Raw genomic sequence first — 18,968 nt, forward strand, 5'->3', positions numbered from 1 at the left:
GGGTAATGCTGAGGAGTGTGTCAGCGTAGAGTATGAAGGCGATGAGGAACTCACCCGGGGTGAGTTCCGAATCGTAGAAGGGTGTCCCTCGCGTGTACGTGGTTTTCCAGTCACAGCGGCCACACCAGATACGGTCAGAGCCGTTGAGAGCGTGGAGGTTGTCTGCGCCGCAGTGTGGACAGGAGCGTTCTTCCCACACCGTCTTGAGACGCCGCTCGACGATGGCGTCGAGCGGCTCGGGCCGAAATTCTATTACCCCAAGTTCCGCAAGTTCCGATAGCCTCTGGCCGAAGGCAGGACGGTCTTCATGCATACCCGCTTTTGCCGGGCCAGAGGCACTAATGCTCCTGGTTCCGCCAGTCTACTGAAGAGCGGGCGAGACAGTCCATGTGGAACGACTGTCGGAGCACCCGCGCGGTCCGTTCCTCGAACCCCGGTTCGAGCGGGTAGGTCCAGCCGTCGCCCTCGATCCGCGGGGCGTCGCCGGGAACCACGTCGGCCGCGAAGTAGTACGCCAGCGAGACGACCGGGTAGAGGTACCGGTACTCGGGCGGGACGACGATCCGAACGCCGCTTTCGACGGGTTCGACACGTTCCGGGACGCGGAACTCCTCGGCGGGCTCGATCAGCGGTGGGTGACCCCGAAGAGTGGGGAACGACCGCTCCGGGCTCGTCGTCTGAAGCGCGGAGCCGAGCAGGGAGACGGCGTCCATCAGCGACTCCGGGTCCGTGGGGGTGGTGATCGTCCCCGCCGGCGTCTGGTGGAGCGACCGGAAGCCGAGCCCGACGGTGCCCGGCGTGTCGAGGTCGATCCGGGTCGTCCGGTCGGTCGTCGAGACGGAGAACCCGGCGTCGAAGGCGAGGTACAGCTTCGTCGGCGCGGGATCGATCCCGACGTGATACGTTCCGTCGGGCATCTGATAGCCGTCTCCGCGCGACAGCAGCGACCCCGCTCTGTCACGCGTTTCGACGACCGCGACCCGCGGGATCTCGATCGCCCCGGTCTCGACTGCGACGCTGGCGTCGACCGGGAAGTAGTGGTCCGACTCCGGACGCCGGCGCGGGTCGACCGGCCGGTCGGTGTACACCTCGAACTGGGTGTTCTCGATGTGGTCGGTGACGGTTATCCCGTCGGCCTCGCGCAGCGGGTCGATGTCGATGCTCATTAGCGGGCTCACCGCGGCCGTCGGTCGGGGAGACGGCGACCGACGCCGCGGGGGTGGTACCAGTCCGTTGAGCGAAAGCGGCGATAAAGGTTGTGTCGGTCGGATCGCCGCGGACCGAACGGATAAAGTCCCGGCCGCCCCACCTTCGCGTAATGATAACGCTGGGAACGGCCCGCGCCTCTCCGGGCGAGACGGACACGGGCCGTCTCGAGGTGGGGGAGATGCGAGACGGGAGCCCCGTCCGGCTGCCGGTCGCCGCGATCAACGGCGCGGCCGACGGGCCGACGCTGTACGTCCAGGCGGTGAGCGACGGCGACGAGCTGAACGGGTTGGGCGTCGTCAACCGCGTCGTTCCGCGGCTCGACCCGGCGGAGCTGTCCGGCTCGGTCCTCGTCGTCGGCATCGTGAACCACTTCGCGTTCCAGGCCGCCGAACACCGGAACCCGGTCGACGACCGCAAGATGAACCGCGGGTACCCGGGCGACGCCGACGGGACGACGAGCGAGCGGATCGCCCACGAGACGTTCCAGATCGCCAAGCGCGCGGACTACATCCTCGATCTCCACCAGGGGTCGACGAGCCGGATGATAAACGAGACGCGCGTGCGCGGCGGCGTCCGCCACCGGCTCCACGGCGACTGCCTGGAGCTCGCGAAGGCGTTCGGCTGCGGGCACGTCCTCGACATCAAGGGCCCGGACGGCCAGCTCGCGCGGGCCGGCCCGGAGCACGGCATCCCGACCGTCGACCCGGAGCTCGGCGGCTGCGTCGGCTGGGACGAGGAGTCGATCCGATACGGCGTCAAGGGCGTGTTCAACGTGCTCCGCCACTACGGCTTCCTCGACGGCGACGCCGCGCTCGAATCGCAGACTCGGGCGCGCGGCTTCGATCAGTACGGCTCGCCCGCCGGCGGCCTGGTCCGTTTCGAGTGCGAGCTTGGCGAGCGCGTCTCCGCGGGCGACGTCCTCTTCGAGGTGACCGACACCTTCGGCGCGCTGGAGGGGCGCGTGACGGCCGACACCGACGGGATCTTCTGGCGGACGCGCCGGCTCCCGCAGGTGGCCGCGGGGGAGTACGTCTGCTCGATCGGGACGAACGTCGACACGTACTGATGGGCGCTCCCGACGCTCCGTCGCCGAGGGGGCGAGACCCCCGGCGACTCCGCTGTTCCGCGTGCGGCGAGACGTACCGCGACCGCTGGCGCTGTCGGTGCGGCGAACCCCTCGATTTCGCCGATCCCCCGGTTCCGGACGGTCCCGCGCCCGACCCCCAATCGTTCGACGCGCGCGACGGCCTGTGGGCGTTCGACGACCTGCTCGCCGCCGGGGACGACCCCAGCGACCGGGTGACGCTCGGCGAGGGGATGACCCCGCTCGTCGACGCGGACGCGGGCCGCGAGCTCTCGGGAGACGCGGGGAGCGAAGCCGCACCGTGGAACGCGTCGTTCAAGCTGGAGTACGTCTTTCCGACCGGCTCGTTCAAGGACCGCGGCGCGACCGCGACGCTGACGCGGGCCCGCGAGCTGGGCGTCGAGCGCGTCGTCGAGGACTCCTCCGGCAACGCGGGCGCCGCGATCGCGACATACGCCGCCCGGGCCGGAATGGCGGCCGAGATCTACGTCCCGGCCGACGCCAAGGAGTCGAAGCTCCGCGCGATCCGCCGCGCCGGCGCCGAGCCGGTCCGGGTCGAGGGGAGCCGAGGCGACGTGACGGACGCGTGCGTCGCGACGCTCGACGACCGCGAACGCGCCTGGTACGCCAGCCACGCCTGGAACCCGGCGTTCTTCGAGGGCACCGCCACGGTCGCGTACGAGATCGCGCTCCGTCGCGACTGGAACGCCCCGGACGCCGTCGTGACGCCGCTCGGCCACGGGACGCTCTTCCTCGGCGCCTATCGCGGATTCCGTCGGCTCGAACGGGCCGACTGGATCGACGAGGTCCCCCGCCTCTACGGCGCGCAGGCGGCCGGCGTCGCGCCGATCGTCAGAGCGCTCCGCGGCCCCGACGCCGCCGACCCGGACGGGACGGTCAACGCCGCGGCCGACGGGATCCAGATCGCCGAGCCGGTCCGCGACCGCCAGATCCGGGCGGCGATCGACGCCACCGGCGGCGACGCGCTCGCGGTCACCGAGGCGGCCGCGACGCGCGAACTCGACCGCCTCCACGCCGCCGGCTTCTACACGGAGCCGACCTGCGCGGTCGCGCCCGCGGCGCTGCGGACCCTCCGCGAGCGCGGCGAGATCCGCCCGGACGAGGACGTGGTCGTCCCGCTGACCGGGAGCGGGCTGAAGGGCTGAGGCGAGCGGGGTCGGCGGCTCTCGGGCGAGGCGGACCGACCTCACCGTTACCACTATTCTACCGGCGCCCCTCTCTTTGCGCATGGAGGTGCTCGTCTACGGCGCCGGCGCGCTCGGAAGCCTCGTGGGCGGGCTGCTGGCGCGTACACACGACGTGACGCTCGTCGGGCGCGACCCGCACATGCGGGAGATTCGGGAGGACGGGCTCCGGATCGACGGCGAGGTCGACGCCCGGGTCGCGCCGCGCGCGCTCACTGACGCGACGCACCGGCGGGCCGACCTCGCCTTGGTCACGACGAAGGCGTACGACACCGACGCGGCCGCTCGCGCGCTCGCGACCGGCGAGTACGACGCGGTCTGCTCGCTCCAGAACGGCCTCACCGAGGAGCGTCTGGTCGCCGCGCTCGACGCGACGGTCCTCGCGGGCACCGCGAGCTACGGTGCCCGGTTCGCCGAGCCGGGCCGCGTCACCTGTACCGGCGTCGGCGAGGTCGTCGTCGGGGCGCTCTCCGGCGGCGCGAGCCCCGAGGCCGCGCGGGTCGGCGCCGCCTTCGACGCGGCGGGCGTCGAGGCGGTCGTGGCAGAGGACATGCCGGCCCGGCGCTTCGAGAAGCTCGCCGTCAACGCCGGGATCAACGGACCGTCGGCGCTCGCGCGGACGGAGAACGGCCCGACGCTCGACGGCCCCGCCGGCGAGGTCGCCCGCGAGGCCGCCCGCGAGACGGCCCGCGTCGCCCGTGCGGTCGGGGTGGACCTGTCCGACGAACGGGCGGCCGACGCCGTCGAGCGCGTCGCCACCGACACCGCGGCGAACCGGTCGTCCATGTACGAGGACGTGGCGAACGGACGCCGCACAGAGGTCGACGCTATCTACGGCGCGGTCGTCGACCGGGGCGACCGGCGCGGCGTGTCGGCGCCGACCTGCCGGACGGTCGGGTCACTGATCCGCGGCTGGGAAGCGGCCCGCGGGCTCCGGTAATGCGGGACCGATTCGGGAAAACGAGACGGCGGCTCTGCTCGGCGACGGCTACGCGCTCAACACCACTCCTCGAGGACGGTCGCGTCGGTCTCGTCGACCGACACCCACGCGTCCTCTCGCGAGACGTCCGCGATGACGAACTCCGGCCGCGACGCCGACGAGTCGACGGACGCCATCACGTCCGGCGCGTCGGCGGCGTCGAGCGCCGGGTCCGTCGGGAGCGCAGTCCGGCGGCGGTCGGGGTCCGGGTCGTCCCATGGAGTGGAACTCCGTGACATGGTTGTGAATAGTTCACAGTACGTATAAGAGTTGCGAACGCGATCGAATTCGGCCGTCGGATCGGAGATTCCGGGGACGCTCTGCCGACGGTTCTTTCCGCGGAGCGCCCGCCGAACGACGATCCGCCGAAACGTGTCGGTTTCTACATCGGCTCGCGGGATCCTGTAGGGCCCCGCCTGACCGGGTCCGATCGCCGCTGACCCGGCCCCGCGCGCTGGCGGTCCAGCTCCGCGTGTCGCTGACTAGGCCCTGCGTGCCGCTGACCGCTCCCGCGTGTCGCCGCCCGGCCTCGCGTGCCGGTGGTCCGGCTCCGCACACCTTCGCAGTATACAAGAGGTGTCACGCTGAAAGACGGGCATGAACGTCGCAGACGCCATGACGCCCCGCTCGGAGCTCGTCGTCGTCGAGATACCCGGGAGCCGCAACGACGTGTTAGAGTACATCCAAGAGCACGGCTTCTCGTCCGTGCCCGTCGTGAAGGACGTCGACGGCGACGAGGTGTACCGCGGGCTCGTCACGCGCGACGACCTGATCGAACAGCCGGACGAGGACCAGCTCGCGCTGCTGATGCGCGAGGTCCCCACCGTCGGGGCCGCCGCCGACATCGTCGACGCCGCCCGGACGATGGCCGCCGAGGGCTCGCGCCGGCTCCCCGTGGTCGACGGCGACGAGCTCGTCGGTATCGTCACCGTCACCGACGTGGTGCGGGCGATCGCCCGCGGCGAGGTCGACGGCGAGACGCGCGTGGGCGAGCTCGCGACCCGGGCGGTCAACGCGACCCACACCGACACGCCGCTGCCGGTCGCCGAGCGCGAGATCGCGCTCTCGGGGGTACCGTACGCGGTCGTCCTCGACGACGACGCCGCGACCGCGGGGATGCTCACCGAGGTCGACATCTTGGAGGTCGCCCGCGTCGTCGAGGGCGAGGCGAGCACCGGCGACTCGATCGCCGACCAGGACTCCGACTGGTCGTGGGAGGGGATCAAGGCGACGGGCGCGCGCTACCTCCCGACCCGGAACGTCGAGATCCCCGCGGAGGCGGTCCGCCACTTCATGACCGAGGACCTCATCACCGTCAACGCCACGCGGACGGCCAAGGAGGTCGCTCAAGAGCTCATCAGCAACGACATCGAGCAGGTCCCGCTCGTCTCCGGCACCGATCTGGACGGGATCGTCCGAGACGTCGACCTGCTGGAGGGGTTATAATGGCCGCGGACGTGCTCGCCGAGCTCGCGAAGCGCCGGGGCTTCTTCTTCGGATCGAACGGCGCCTACGGCGGCACCGCCGGCTTCTACACGTTCGGCCCGCAGGGCGCGGCGCTCAAGCGGAACGTCGAGGACGCGTGGCGCGACCGGTTTACCATCCGCGAGGGGAACCGCGAAATCGAGGCGCCGACGGTGATGCCAGAGGCCGTGTTCGAGGCCTCCGGCCACCTGGAGGGGTTCGACGACATGCTCGTCGAGTGCCCCGAGTGCGGCGCGTCCCACCGCGCCGACCACCTCGTCGAGGACGTCACGGAGATCGAGGACGCCGAGGCGCTGCCCGGCGAAGAGGTCGCCGAGCTCATCGCCGACAACGACATCGCCTGTCCCGCCTGCGGCACCGAACTCGCCGGCCAGCCGGTCGAGGCGTTCAACCTCATGTTCGCGACCGACATCGGCCCCGGCGACGCCCAACCCGGCTACCTCCGGCCGGAGACGGCCCAGGGGATCTTCGTGGAGTTCCCGCGGCTGAAGGAGTACGCCCGCGGGAACCTCCCGTTCGGGATCACCCAGATCGGCCCGGCCTACCGCAACGAGATCTCGCCGCGCGGCGGGCTCCTCCGCCTCCGCGAGTTCACGCAGGCCGAGTTGGAGCAGTTCATCGACCCCGAGGCGGACGAGCCGCCGCTCGACCGCGTGCGCGACGTGGAGGTCCGCCTCTACCCCGCGACGGAGCAGGAGGCCGACGACGGCGACTACCTCGACACGACGGTCGGCGAGGCGGTCGACGAGGGCGTCATCGGCTCCCCGTGGGTCGGCTACTACCTCGGCGTCGCGCAGGAGTGGTACGAGCGCGTCGGCGTCGACCTCGACCGGTTCCGCTTCCGCCAGCACCTCGCCGGCGAGCGCGCCCACTACGCCGCCGACTGCTGGGACGCCGAGAGCGAGGTCGACGGTGACTGGATCGAGATCGCCGGCTTCGCGTACCGCGGCGACTACGACCTCTCGAAGCACGACGAGTACGGCGACGACTCGTTTACAGTGTTCAAACGGTACGACGAGCCGAAGACGGTCGAGCGCGCGACCGTCGACCCCGACATGTCCGTCCTCGGCCCGGAGTTCGGCGGCGACGCCGCCGCGGTCGCCGAGGCGCTCGAAGCCCTCGCGGAGCGCGACCCCGACGCGTTCGACGGCGAGACGGTCGAGGTGACGGTCGGCGAGGGCGACGACGCCGAGACGCACGCGGTCGACGTCGACGTCGCGGACTTCTCGGTCGAGGCGGTGACCGAGAGCGGCGAGCACATCACGCCCCACGTCGTCGAGCCGTCGTTCGGCGTCGGCCGGACCGTCCAGACGCTGCTCGCGCACGCCTACAGCGAGGACGAGGTCGACGGCGAGGAGCGCACCTACCTCTCGCTCGAACCCGAGGTCGCGCCGCAGGACGCCGCCGTCTTCCCGCTCGTCACCAACGACGACCGCCTGACCGGGCTCGCCGACGAGGTGGCGGCCGACCTGCGGGCCGCCGGGCTCGCGGTCGCGTACGACGACTCCGGCTCGATCGGCCGCCGCTACCGCCGGCAGGACGAGGTCGGCACCCCGTTCTGCGTCACCGTCGACCGCGACGGGATCGAGGGCGACGGGCCCGACACCGTCACGCTCCGCGAGCGCGACTCCGCGGCGCAGGTCCGGATCCCGGTCGCGCACCTCGCCGACGAGCTGACGGCGCTCCGCGAGGGCGAGCCGTTCGCGTCCGTCGCCGACCGGTACGACGCGGTCGACACCGGCGTCGAGACGGCGGGGAACTGAGGGCGTGCGTCTCCCGGCCGCCGCGTGGCGCGAGCGCGTGGAGTTCGAGCGGCGGCTGGTCCACGCCAGCGGCACGCTGTACCCGGTCCCGTTCTTACTTGGCTGGATCTCCTGGGAGACCACCGGGCGACTGCTGAGCCTCAGCGTCGCGATCGCCGGGGCTCTCGAAGCGCTGCGGCTCGCCGACTCCGTCGGTCCGCTCGCCCCGCTGTACGACGCGCTCGTCCGCGACTACGAGGCCGACGGGATCGCTGGGTACGCGCTGTATCAGGCCGGGATGGCGGCGACCGCGCTCGTCTTCGCGCCCGTCTTCGCCGTACCCGCGATGTGGATGCTCTCCGTCGGCGACCCGATAAGCGGCGGGCTCGGCGAGAACGCGGCGACGGAGCCGAAGCGCCTCCCGGTGGTGGCGGCGATGGTGTTCGTCTGCTTCGGGATCGCCGTCCCGTACGCGATCCCCGAGTTCGGCCCCGATCCGGGCGTGATCGTCGCGCTCGCGGGGGCGATCCCCGCGGCGATCGCCGACGGGCTCCCGCCGCTCATCCGCGGCGTGGCGGTCGACGACAACCTCACCAGCCCGCCGGCGGCCGCCGGCGGCATGTTCCTCGCGGCCGCGCTGATCGGGTAGGCGCATCGCCCGGAGCGCAACGGCGGCGCTGTCGCTCGCCGGGCGAAACTGAGAGAAGCGCCGAGGCGGAGATTTGAACTCCGGTGTCCGAATGGACAGTAGATTTCGAATCTACCGCCTTGGCCAGGCTAGGCTACCTCGGCTCGACTCGACGTTGGCCGGTTCCGCTGTTATGCGTTTCGATCGCGGTCGCGGCGCGGTCTCGGACCGCCGGTCCGTCACCCCACCGTTCCGCCGACAACGCTTTTCGGCCCGGCTCCCGTGCGGTGGATATGGACGTCCCCGAAGCGGCCGACGCCTGCGCCCGCGTCGTGAGCGAGGTCGGCGGTGCGGTCGTCGCCGACCGCGAGTTCCTCGACCGCGTCACCCTCGGCATCCTCGCCCGCGGCCACGTCCTCCTGGAGGACGTGCCGGGCACCGGAAAGACCCTCTCAGCGCGCTCGTTCGCGACCGCGCTCGGTCTGGAGTTCTCGCGGATTCAGTTCACCCCGGACCTCCTGCCGGCCGACGTCACCGGCACAAACGTGTTCGACGAGCGCGACGGCTCCTTCAGCTTCTCGCCGGGGCCGATCTTCGCGAACGTCGTGCTCGCCGACGAGATCAACCGCGCCCCGCCGAAGACGCAGGCCGCTCTCCTGGAAGCGATGGAGGAGGGGCAGGTGACCGTCGACGGCGAGACGCACGCCCTGCCGAGCCCCTTCTACGTGATCGCGACGCAGAACCCGGTCGAGAGCGAGGGCGCGTTCCCGCTGCCGGAGGCCCAGCTCGACCGGTTCACGATCAAGACCTCGATCGGCTACCCGGACGAGGACGGCGAGTTAGAGCTCCTCCGGCGGCGCGCCGGCCGCGTCGAGCAGTCGCCGACGGTCGAGCGCGTCCTCGATCCCGACTCCGTGGCGGCGCTGCGGGAGGTGCCGGAGTCCGTCCGCGTCGAGGACGATCTGCTCCGCTACGCGGCGGCGCTCGCGCGGGCGACCCGGGAGGACCGCCGCGTCGAGGCCGGCGTCTCCCCGCGGGGGACACAGCGCCTCTTCGAGACCGCCCGCGCGGCGGCGGTGATCGCCGGCCGTGAGTTCGTCACGCCCGACGACGTGAAGCGGGTCGCGCAGCCGACGCTCGCCCACCGGCTCGTGTTGACGCCGGACGCGGCCGTCAACGACGTCGACGAGCGCGACGTGATCGCCGACGTGCTCGACCGCGTCGCGGTGCCGACGGTGGACGCGGCCGAGGCGTAGCTCCCGCGACGACCGCCGCTATCGCCGCTACTCCGCGTTCTCGTCCCGTTCCGCCAGCAGTTCGGTCGCCGTGAGCAGCGACTCCAGCTCGATGTCGTGCTCGGCGAGCAGCGCTTCCGCGCCCTCCTCGCGGTCGACGACGACCAGCACGCGGTCCACCGTCGCGCCCGCCTCCCGCAGCGCCTCGACCGCGTCGACAGCGGACTGCCCCGTGGTGGCGATGTCCTCGATCACGACGACCTCCTCGCCGTCGCCGAGGCGCCCCTCGATCCGGTTGCCCGTGCCGTACTCCTTCGCCTGTTTGCGCGCGATGACGTACGGACGACCGAGCTCGGCGGCCGTCACCGCCACCAGCGGGACCGCGCCCAGCGCGACTCCCGCCAGCTTCGCGTCGGCGTCGGCCAGCCGGTCGGCGAACGCCTCGGCGACGAGCGTCAGCGCGTCCGGGTCGGTCTCGAAGAGGTACTTGTCGACGTAGTAGTCGCTCGTCCCGCCGTGGGACAGCTCGAACTCGCCGAACCGGACGGCGTCGGCGGCGGTGAGCGCCGCGATCAGCTCGCGTCGTCGGTCGTCGTCGGTCATACGCCGAGAAGGGCCGCGGCCGACAATAAACTGGTCGGAACGCGGAGGGGGTTCGTCTCCTTCCCGCCCCGCTCACTCCGCCGCCGGCAGGACGAGCGTCACGGTCGTTCCCCCGCCGCCGAGGCCGTCGTCGAACCGGATCTCGCCGCCGTACGCCTCCACGACCCACGCGGCGATCCACAGCCCCACGCCGGTGTTGTGCTGTAGCTGGGTCACCTCGCGGGCGCCGGTGATCACCTCCCGTACCGCGGTCGGTACTCCCGGCCCGTCGTCCGCGACGCTCACACGCACGACCCCGCCGTCCGGGTCGCGCTCGGCGCTCACCGCGACGCGCGGCGCGTCGCCGCCGTGTTCGACCGCGTTCTCGACGAGGTGATCGATCGCGACCGAGAGGCGGTCGTCGCCGCGCACCGCGATCCCCGCCGGCACGTCGGCGGTGATCCGCGTGTCCGGCCGATCGGCCGCGTGTCGCGCGGTGACCGCCTCGACGATCGGTCCCACGTCGACCGGCTCGGGGTCGGTCGCGTACCCCTCCTCGACGATCCCCCGGAGGGTCCCGGCCCCCTCGGCGACGTCGGTCAGCCGCTTGCCCGTGGTCTCGATCCGCCGGGCGTAGTCGCGGATCCGGTCGTCGTCGGTCCGATCGGCGATTTCGCCGGCGAAGCCGAACACGACGTTCAGCTCGTTCCGCAGGTTGTGCCTGAGGATCCGGTTGACGATCCGCACGTAGCGTTCGCGGCGCTTCCGGTCGGTGATGTCGGTGTAGATGCCGAAGGCGCGCCGGTCGCCCTCGGTCTCGTAGCTGAAGCCGCGGAAGAGGAACTCCCGCGGCCCCTCGACGGTCTGTCGTCTGATCTCCTCCGCGGCGAAGCCGTGTTCGCGGACCAGCGCGTCGAGGTCCGCCGCCTCGACGACGCTCGCCTCGACGCTGTCTCCCAGCCGGTAGTCGTGGATGTCCAACGCCTCGATCGTCCGGCCGCGCAGCGCCGCCTCGTCCACGCCGAACTGCGCCTCGAACGCCGGGTTGGCGCCGTCGATCACCGTCTCGTCGTCCTCGAAGACGACCTCTATCACCGGGTCGGGAATGCGGTCGAACAGCCGCCGGAAGCGGTCGCGCTCGGCCGAAAGCTCGGTCCGCGTCCGGAAGAGGTCGGTCGTGTCCGACAGCGATCCGACGACGCCGCCCCCGCGGTCGGACAGCGACGACAGCCGGAGTCGGCCGTGCCGCGGTCCGCGATCGCCGTCGCGCTCGACGCTCAGGTCGACCGTCCTCGTCGGCTCTCGACCGCCCGCGACCTCGGCCGGTGTGCCGGTGAGCGCGCCGACCGCGTCTACCACGCGCTCCGCGTCGTCCGGGGCGACGAGCGCGTCGAGCCGCCGACCGACGATGTCCCCGGTGCCGCCGGCGCCGACCCACTCGGCGAACGGCCCGGTGGCGTAGGTGACGGCGCCGTCGCCGTCGAGGACGCACACCATGTCGTCGACGTTCTTCAGCGCGTCCTCGTAGGTCCGGAGCCGCCGGCGCCGGTCGTTGGCGTCCATCGTGGCGACGGCGTTCGTCGCCAGCAGTTCGAGCACGCTGACGTCGCTCTCGCCGAAGGCGTCCGGCTCCCTGGACCCGACGATGAACACGCCGTGGTCCCCGAGCGGAACCGCGACGAACGACCGCATCCCGTGGTACTCGGTCCGGTCGCCGTTCGACGGGCCGCCGCCGATCGACGCGAGCCGCTCGTCGGTCGCGAGGTCGTCGCACACCCACGTCTCGCCGTCTCGGAACACCGCACCGGTGATCCCCTCGCTCGGCGGTCGCGGGTCCCGGCTGGCGGCGAACGCGTCGCCGATCCCCTCGCTCGTGGCGGCGAGGCGGAGCAGGTCCGCGTCCTCGTCGAAGAGCCGCACGCCGCTTATCTGGTAGCCGAGGATCTGGTCCGCGGCCTCGACCAGCCGCTCGGCGACCCCGTCCGCGTCGCTCTCCCGCTGGACGCGTTCGACGGTCCCGAGCAGCCGTTCGAGCGTCTGCTCGCGGCGCTTCCGCTCGGAGACGTCGGCGAAGAACACGGAGAGCCCGTTGGGCGAGGGGTAGGCGGTCACGTCGGTCCACAGGTCGAGCGGCTCGTACCGGTCCTCGAAGGAGACGACCTCCTGGGTCTCCATCGCCCGTCGGTAGTTCCGCTCGTACTTCCGCCCGAGCGCCGCCGGGAACTCCGCCCAGATGTCGGCGCCGATCAGCTCGTCGGCGTCGCGGTCGAGCAGCGTCGCGGCGGCCTCGTTCACGTAGGTGAACCGGAACTCGTCGTCGAGCGCGAAGAACCCGTCCTCGATCCGGTCGAGCGTCTCCTCGAACCGGTCGACGGCCGCCGCCCGCTCCTCGCGGACCACCTCGCGCTCGATCGCGCCGCCGAGCCACTCCGCGAGCAGTTCGACGAACAGCCGCTCCGACGCGTCGAACGGGCGGTCGCGGGGCTCGACGTCGAGGAAACAGAGCGTCCCGTACACCTCGCCGTCGACGACGACCCGACCGCCGACGTAGCTGCCGACGCCGGACCGCTCGTACGCCGGATCGCCGGCCAGCCCCGCCGCCTCCGGGTCGGTGATCGTGACCACGCCCGAGTCGCCCTCGGCCGCGCCGTCGCCTCCGGTCTCCGACCCGCCTTCGGTCGCTCCGTCGCCTCCGCTCTCCTCGCCGCTTCCGGGCGCCCCGTCGCTTTCCGGTCCCGCGCCGGCACCGCCGCGAACCGTTCGCCGGCAGTAGGTCAGCTCCAGCGGGAGCGTCCCGTCGTCGTCGAGCTCGTCCGCCGCGATCGACTCCACAAGCCCGGTCGAGTCCCGGTACCGCTGGATCTCGATCCGGTCGCCCTCGACCCGCGACGAGTAGCCGATCGACAGGTCGAGGTAGTCTCGCCCGAGGTCGAGCAGGGCGTCGACCTGCTCGTCGAGGTCGGCGCACCGGTCCGAGACGATCCGCACGAACGGTTCGAGGAACTCCCGCCCGCCCGCGGTCGTCGGTTCCGGTCCGGGTCCGTCGTGTGCCGGCCCTGTCCCCGCTCCGTCGCGGTCGTCGCGTCCGCCATCGATCGCCTCCACGCGGTCGGCGAGCGTCTCGCCGTCGGCCGCGAGCCGTCGCCCGGACACGTACTCGATCCCGAGCCGGCTCGCGTCGATGGCCGCGTCCGCGTCGTCGCCCGCCGAGTAGGCGAGCACGGCCGCGTCCGGGTAGCGGTCGCGGACCGATTCGAGGCGGTCGAGCGCGGCCGCGTCGCGCTCGACCGAGAGCCCCCGGCTCGCGGCCCCGTCGCCGTTCAGTTCCGGCGCGTCGCGGTCACCTCGGGTCTCGTCGTCGAACAGCCTGACGACGACCCTCGCCGGATCGACGCTCCGGTCCGGGTCCCGGTCCGCGTCGCTCGCGACCTCGCTCGCTCGGCGGACGCGCGTCTCCGCGGGGAGCTCTCCCCACGCCGCGTCCACCGGCTCGCCGAGGTGGAGCGTCGGCTCACCAGACATCCGTTACGGGACGGCACCGCGGCGGTCGCCCACGGTCGGCGGGTCCCTCAGCGGCCATCCACCCTGTTGGCCGCTCGTCTCGCGCGACTGAGCGGCGGCCGCTGGCGCGTCGTCGCACTGGCCCGGCCGAGGCCCGCGAAGGTCGTCGGTTCACTCATCGCGCAAGGTACGAGCGGCCTCCTAATAATCGTTCCCACCGGGTTTTCGGATCTGAGAGCGTCGTCGGGCGTTCGCCCCGGCGGCCGTTGTCCCGACACGATTTAGGCGACCCGCTCACAACGGGCGGGTAATGAGTACGCAGGCCGCGACGACGGACCGGACGGTCGTGATCGGGTTGGAGGTCCACGTCCAGCTCGAGACCGACACGAAGATCTTCTGCGGCTGTTCGACGGAGCCCGAGGACGACGAGGCACCGAACACGCGCACCTGTCCGACCTGCCTCGGGCTACCGGGCGCGCTCCCCGTCCTCAACGAGGCCGCCGTCGAGGCCGCGGTGAAGGTCGGGAAGGCGATCGACGCCGACATCCCCGAGACGACCACGTTCCACCGGAAGAACTACTACTACCCCGATCTCCCGAAGAACTTCCAGCTCACCCAGTACGACGCGCCGATCTGCGCCGACGGCGAGCTGGAGGTCCGCGTCGACGGCGACCCGCGGACGATCGGGATCACCCGCGCGCACCTCGAAGAGGACCCCGGCAGCCTCCAGCACGCCGGCGGCTCCATCGAGTCGGCGACCCACACGCTGGTGAACTACAACCGCGCCGGCACACCGCTGATGGAGATCGTCACGGAGCCGGACTTCCGCTCGCCGGCCGAGACGCGCGCGTTCCTCGCGAAGCTGGAGGAGGTCCTCGAGTACCTCGGCGTGTTCGACCCCGGCCGCGACGGGAGCCTGCGCGTCGACGCTAACGTCTCGCTCGTCCCCGCCGAGCACGTTGCCGACGACGGGGCGATCACGGGCGACGCGCTCGACGACGTGAACCGCGCTGAGGTGAAGAACATCTCCAGCCACAAGGGCGCCGAGCAGGCGCTCGCGTACGAGGTCACCAGACAGGAGAACGTCCTGCGTCGCGGCCGCGAGATCGAACAGGAGACGCGTCACTGGGACGAGGACCGCGGCGTCACCGTCGGCATGCGGTCGAAGGAGGCCGAGAAGGACTACCGCTACTTCCGCGAGGGCGACCTGCCCGCGCTTGAGGTAGCCGACTGGAAGGAACAGATCGCGATCCCGGAGCTCCCCGACGCCCGCCGCGAGCGCTTCCGCGAGGAGTACGGGTTAGACCGCGAGGCCGCCTCCAAGCTCACCTCCACGAAGGCGGTCGCGGACTTCTTCGAGGACGTGGCGAGCGAGTTCGACCCCGACCTCGCCGCGACGTGGGTCGCCGACAACCTGCTCGGCGAGCTCAACTACCGCGAGATGGCGATCACGGACGTGGAGGGGCGGCTCGACGAGTTCACCCGCCTGATCGAGCTCGTCGCCGCCGACGAGCTGACCGTGAAGAACGCCGAGGAGGTCGTGCTCCGCGAGATGCTCGACGAGGGCGACGACCCCGAGACGGTCATCGACCGCGAGGACCTCGGCAAGGCCGAGAGCGGCGAGGTCGAGGCCGCCGTCGCGGCCGCCATCGACGAGAACCCCGACGCCGTGAGCGACTACCACGACGGCGACGAGGGCGCGATCAACTTCCTCGTCGGCCAGGTGATGCAGGCGACCGGCGGCAGCGCCGACCCCGGTCAGGTGAACGGGCTGCTCCGCGAAGAGTTGGACGGCTGAGCCGGCCGGACCGCTCGAATCGCTCCCGCCGGATCAACTCCCCCGCCACGCCGCAGCATTTCCCTCCGCCATGGCAATCGTCGAAACCGTCGTCGTCGGCCACGTCACCGGCTTCTGTCTCCTCCTCGCGTGGGCGATCTGTCGCCGCGGCGCCGTGGACCTGATCGCCGGTTACGACGGCGACCTCCCGCCGGAGCGCGAGGCGGACCTCGCCCGCGACGCGGCCGCGGTCCTCAGCGTCTCGGCGGCCGCGAGCGGCCTGATCGTCGTTAACGCGTGGACCGGCGCGGTCCCCCGCCCCGGCGCGCTGGCGACGGTCGCGATCGCCGCCGCAGTCGGGTGGTTCCTCTGGAAGTGGAACGGCCGCGCCCCCGACGCCGGCTGAGCCGTTCGACGCGCCCCGCCGAAACCGTGCGATTGACGCCCGCCCGCCCGCTACCGCGCTCATGGACGTGACCGTCGAGGTCGTCGGCGAGGGGGTCGACGAGTACAGCCTCGCCGCCGACGCGACGTACGACGACCTGATCCGCGCCGCGGGCTACCACCCGCAGGAGGCGTCGGCGCTCGTCGACGGCTCGCCGGTCCCGGGCGACCGCGTCGTCGACGCCGAGGAGGTCCGAGTGCTCCGGCTGATCAAGGGCGGCGCGACGGGCGACGCGTGACCGAAGACCGAGACCTTCCGACCGCGCCGGAGGACGTGACCGTGAAGCCGGCGACCGCGGCCGACCGGCTCGACGTCCTCCGGATCCTCGACGCCGCGGTGCTGGAGACCGACGCCGCCACCGTCGACGACCGCATCGCGGCCGGAGACGTCATCGTCGCGCGCTCGACGCGCACCGGCGGAGTCGTCGGCGCGCTGGTCGCCGTGCGGCCCGATCCCGACCGGCTCCACGTCGACGCCGTCGCGGTCAGGCAGGTGCGCCGAGGAGAGGGGATCGGCTCCCGGCTCGTCGCGGCCGCGGTCGATCGGGCCGAGTCGGACCCCGCGGTCGAGACCGTCACCGCCCGGTTCGACGCCGACCTAGCTGAGTTCTACGCGGCGTTGGGGTTCGCGGTCGACGGCGCAGGCGCGGACGAGGGGCGGCGAGTCGGCCGGACCCGGGTCGACGGTGGCTGATCGGCGTTCAGTCGGCGACCCGGTACAGGTCGAACCGGACCCGCGTTCGGTCGTCGTCGTTGGCGAACTCGACCGTCCCGTGAGCCGACTCGACGATCCATCGAACGAGCCAGAGCCCCAGCCCGCTCCCGTGGGCCAGCGGCGTCTCACCCCTCTCGCGGAAACACCGGAGCTCGTGGTCGGGTATCGACCCGGGGTTCCGAACCTCGACGCGAACCCGCTCGCTCGCTGGGGTCGACACCGCGACGGAGACCGTCGGCGCCGGATCGTCCTGATGGACGATTCCGTTCCGGATCGCCTCTTCGAGGGCGATGTCGAGGTTCACGTCCGCGAGGACGACCTGATCCGAGGAGTCGGGGGTCCGGATCCGTGCGTTCGGGTGCTCCGACCGCACCTCTTCGACCGCCCGCTCGATCACCGGCCCGAGAGGGGTTGGCTCGACCTCCGAACTCCCGATGGTCTGCTGGATGTACCGGGCCTTCTCGGCCGTTTCGATGACGGCGTCCGCGTGTCTCGCGGCGGCGGCGACGAGGTCGGCCTCCGCGGCGGTCAGCGACTCGCTTCCCGTCAAGTCTTCGAGTGCCCCACGAACGACGTTGAGGTCGTTCCGGATGTTGTGGCGTAACACTCTGCTGAGCACACTGAGCCGCTGCTCGCGCCGACGAAGCTCTCGGTTGCTTTCCGCGATCCCGCGAGCCTGCTTCAGCATGATCCGGGCGTCGGCCCCCCCTTCCTCGGAGCGGTACTCCTCGGGGGAGACGTGGAACGGGTTCTCACACAGCGTGCGGTCGTAAACGATCTGCTGGTGGGTTCGAAGCGCCTTCGCGGCCGCCGCCTCGTCGAACCGACGGAGGTCGTACTGGCACAGCGCAGTCACCGCGAAGTCGGGACACGCGGCGTCGAACGCGACCTCGAAGTCGACGACCTCGTCGAACGATGTCTCGCCGTCGAACGCCCACGTGTTCTCGCCGGCGACCCACATCCCCTCGTACCCCTCGGCGGCGCTCCGCTCCGCCTCCGACCGCAGCTCGGCGACGGTTCCGTCGCGTTCGAAGCCCTCGTCGAGATACACCTCCGACGCGTCGCGGATCGCGAGGTCCCCGGCGTCGAGCTTTGCCGCCACGTCCACGCCCTCCGCGCGCAGCGCGTTCTCGATCCGCGATCGGGGGTTCGCGTCGACGAGGTACACGCACCGATGCCCGGTCTCGAGCCCGTACGAGAGGAACGCGGCCACGGTGTCGAGCTGGGTCGCCGTCGACTCGTAAAACAGCGCGAGGTGGCGGTCGAGGTCGCAGTCGGCGAACTCGGCGCGCAGGTCCGCCCGCGGCCGGGCCGTGGAGCCGGTCGACTCGCCTGCGGTGGTCATCTGAACAGCCATCGTAAAGGCCGGATGCTGAAAAAACAATTGACGCCCGCAACCGATGTGTCTCCGCTCATCACGGCGAAATTCCGCGGGAGACGCCGCGGCGGATCTCGGTCGAGTCGCACTGTGCCGCCGTCGCCCGCATCCGACGTTCATTTCCCGGTCGCCCCCGTCGTTACGGGTATGAGCGCTACCTCCACCCCGATCTCGGTGGCCCCGCGTCCGCCTGCGGTGATGACGCCATGAGCGGGAAAGACGACTACTACAACCGATCCAAACAGCAGGGGTACCGCGCCCGGTCCGCCTACAAGCTGAAACAGCTCGACGAGGAGGCGGACCTGCTCGCCCCCGGCGACACCGTGGTCGACCTCGGGGCCGCGCCCGGCGGGTGGCTCCAGGTCGCCGCCGAGGAGGTCGGGGAGGGCGGCACCGTCGTCGGCGTCGACCTCCAGCGCATCGAGGACCTCGACGAGGGCGACGTCGAGACGATCCGCGGTGACATGACCGAGGAGCGCACCCGGCACTACCTGCGTGAGGCGGTCGGCGAGCGCGGCGCCGACGTCGTCGCGAGCGACATGGCGCCGAACATGACCGGCGAGTACTCCCTCGACCACGCCCGCTCGGTCCACCTCGCGCGGCAGGCGCTCGACACCGCCGACGAGCTGCTCGCGACCGGCGGCGACTTCGTCGTGAAGGTGTTCCAGGGCGAGGACCTCGATGCCTTCCGCGACGACGTGAGCGAGTCGTTCCAGTACGTCCGGACCGTCTCGCCGCCCGCCTCGCGGGACGCCTCCTCGGAGGTGTACCTCGTCGCGAAGGGGTACACCACCTCGCCGGTCGCCGAGGGCGACCGGATCGAGGTGACCGTCGAGGAGGAGGGCGACGAGGGCGACGGCATCGCCTACGTCGATGGCTACACCCTGTTCGTCGACGCCGACGTCGGCGAGACGCTCGCGGTCGAGGTCACCGACGTCAAGCCGCGGTTCGGCTTCGCGGAGCCCGTCGACGACGCGGAGCCGTCGGCCTGAGCAGGCATCGCC

At 71.7% G+C, this 18,968-nt stretch carries 16 protein-coding genes, 1 tRNA gene and 2 pseudogenes; 12 read left to right on the top strand and 7 right to left on the bottom strand.

The window, feature by feature from the left end:
- Positions 1-313, bottom strand: a pseudogene (locus tag B9G49_RS11800) (IS1595 family transposase); the annotation flags it as partial.
- Positions 314-368: 55 nt separating this feature from the next.
- Positions 369-1,166: pseudogene (locus B9G49_RS11805) on the bottom strand (caspase family protein); the annotation flags it as partial.
- Between the two features lie 152 nt (positions 1,167-1,318).
- Between B9G49_RS11805 and B9G49_RS11810 the strand changes: the two are divergent.
- From B9G49_RS11810 to B9G49_RS11820, 3 genes are all read left to right on the top strand, one after another.
- Entirely contained in the window at positions 1,319-2,275 is a 957-nt protein-coding gene (locus tag B9G49_RS11810; RefSeq protein WP_086216499.1) for a succinylglutamate desuccinylase/aspartoacylase family protein, read from the top strand.
- Positions 2,275-3,459, top strand: coding sequence for a pyridoxal-phosphate dependent enzyme (locus tag B9G49_RS11815; protein ID WP_086216500.1), 1,185 nt, complete (start codon positions 2,275-2,277; stop codon positions 3,457-3,459). The genes B9G49_RS11810 and B9G49_RS11815 overlap by 1 nt, the downstream gene beginning before the upstream one ends.
- A gap of 82 nt (positions 3,460-3,541) precedes the next feature.
- Positions 3,542-4,438 (top strand): ketopantoate reductase family protein, encoded by an 897-nt coding sequence (locus B9G49_RS11820; protein WP_086216501.1) that lies wholly within the window; start codon positions 3,542-3,544, stop codon positions 4,436-4,438.
- Between the two features lie 56 nt (positions 4,439-4,494).
- Here B9G49_RS11820 and B9G49_RS11825 read toward each other — a convergent pair whose 3' ends face one another.
- Positions 4,495-4,716: a hypothetical protein gene (locus tag B9G49_RS11825; protein ID WP_086216502.1), complete on the bottom strand. Its 222-nt coding sequence runs from the start codon at positions 4,714-4,716 to the stop codon at positions 4,495-4,497.
- Positions 4,717-5,074: 358 nt separating this feature from the next.
- On the opposite strand from B9G49_RS11825, the gene B9G49_RS11830 reads away from it, so the two are divergent.
- From B9G49_RS11830 to B9G49_RS11840, 3 genes are read left to right on the top strand one after another with little or no spacing between them, the layout of a single operon-like run.
- Positions 5,075-5,923 carry a CBS domain-containing protein gene (locus tag B9G49_RS11830; RefSeq protein WP_049931381.1) on the top strand — a complete coding sequence of 283 codons (849 nt, stop codon included), beginning with the start codon at positions 5,075-5,077 and terminating at the stop codon, positions 5,921-5,923.
- Positions 5,923-7,725, top strand: a complete 1,803-nt coding sequence (gene glyS, locus B9G49_RS11835) for a glycine--tRNA ligase (RefSeq protein ID WP_086216503.1) — start codon at positions 5,923-5,925, stop codon at positions 7,723-7,725. The genes B9G49_RS11830 and glyS overlap by 1 nt, the downstream gene beginning before the upstream one ends.
- 4 nt (positions 7,726-7,729) lie before the next feature.
- Complete coding sequence (locus tag B9G49_RS11840) at positions 7,730-8,353, top strand: dolichol kinase (RefSeq protein WP_086216504.1); 624 nt, start codon at positions 7,730-7,732, stop codon at positions 8,351-8,353.
- A 58-nt stretch (positions 8,354-8,411) separates the two neighbouring features.
- Here the strand turns inward: B9G49_RS11840 and B9G49_RS11845 are convergent.
- Positions 8,412-8,496 (bottom strand) — tRNA-Ser (locus B9G49_RS11845).
- A 129-nt stretch (positions 8,497-8,625) separates the two neighbouring features.
- Between B9G49_RS11845 and B9G49_RS11850 the strand changes: the two genes are divergently transcribed.
- On the top strand, positions 8,626-9,588 hold the full coding sequence (locus tag B9G49_RS11850) for a MoxR family ATPase (protein WP_049931384.1): 963 nt from the start codon (positions 8,626-8,628) through the stop codon (positions 9,586-9,588).
- Positions 9,589-9,615: 27 nt separating this feature from the next.
- On the opposite strand, the gene pyrE is transcribed toward B9G49_RS11850, so the two are convergent.
- Together pyrE and B9G49_RS11860 are read right to left on the bottom strand one after the other, a co-directional pair.
- Positions 9,616-10,170 (bottom strand): orotate phosphoribosyltransferase, encoded by a 555-nt coding sequence (gene pyrE / locus B9G49_RS11855; RefSeq protein ID WP_049931385.1) that lies wholly within the window; start codon positions 10,168-10,170, stop codon positions 9,616-9,618.
- Between the two features lie 72 nt (positions 10,171-10,242).
- Positions 10,243-13,671, bottom strand: a complete 3,429-nt coding sequence (locus B9G49_RS11860) for a PAS domain-containing protein (RefSeq protein WP_086216505.1) — start codon at positions 13,669-13,671, stop codon at positions 10,243-10,245.
- 289 nt (positions 13,672-13,960) lie between these two features.
- Here B9G49_RS11860 and gatB point away from each other — a divergent pair, with 289 nt between their 5' ends.
- The 4 genes from gatB (at position 13,961) to B9G49_RS11880 (ending at position 16,565) form a co-directional block, all read left to right on the top strand.
- Positions 13,961-15,448: an Asp-tRNA(Asn)/Glu-tRNA(Gln) amidotransferase subunit GatB gene (gene gatB / locus B9G49_RS11865; RefSeq protein WP_086216506.1), complete on the top strand. Its 1,488-nt coding sequence runs from the start codon at positions 13,961-13,963 to the stop codon at positions 15,446-15,448.
- Between the two features lie 70 nt (positions 15,449-15,518).
- Complete coding sequence (locus B9G49_RS11870) at positions 15,519-15,833, top strand: hypothetical protein (protein WP_049931387.1); 315 nt, start codon at positions 15,519-15,521, stop codon at positions 15,831-15,833.
- A 61-nt stretch (positions 15,834-15,894) separates the two neighbouring features.
- Positions 15,895-16,110, top strand: coding sequence for a ubiquitin-like small modifier protein 2 (locus tag B9G49_RS11875; protein ID WP_049931388.1), 216 nt, complete (start codon positions 15,895-15,897; stop codon positions 16,108-16,110).
- Positions 16,107-16,565, top strand: a complete 459-nt coding sequence (locus tag B9G49_RS11880; protein WP_086216507.1) for a GNAT family N-acetyltransferase — start codon at positions 16,107-16,109, stop codon at positions 16,563-16,565. The genes B9G49_RS11875 and B9G49_RS11880 overlap by 4 nt, the downstream gene beginning before the upstream one ends.
- Before the next feature lie 7 nt (positions 16,566-16,572).
- Here the strand turns inward: B9G49_RS11880 and B9G49_RS11885 are convergent, their stop codons facing one another.
- Positions 16,573-17,931, bottom strand: coding sequence for an MEDS domain-containing protein (locus B9G49_RS11885; protein WP_158093616.1), 1,359 nt, complete (start codon positions 17,929-17,931; stop codon positions 16,573-16,575).
- 239 nt (positions 17,932-18,170) lie between these two features.
- Between B9G49_RS11885 and B9G49_RS11890 the strand changes: the two genes are divergently transcribed.
- Positions 18,171-18,956 carry a 23S rRNA (uridine(2552)-2'-O)-methyltransferase gene (locus B9G49_RS11890; protein WP_086216509.1) on the top strand — a complete coding sequence of 262 codons (786 nt, stop codon included), beginning with the start codon at positions 18,171-18,173 and terminating at the stop codon, positions 18,954-18,956.
- Positions 18,957-18,968 lie beyond the last annotated feature (12 nt).

The organism is Halorubrum sp. SD683 (genome assembly GCF_002135045.1).
GTDB lineage: Archaea > Halobacteriota > Halobacteria > Halobacteriales > Haloferacaceae > Halorubrum > Halorubrum ezzemoulense.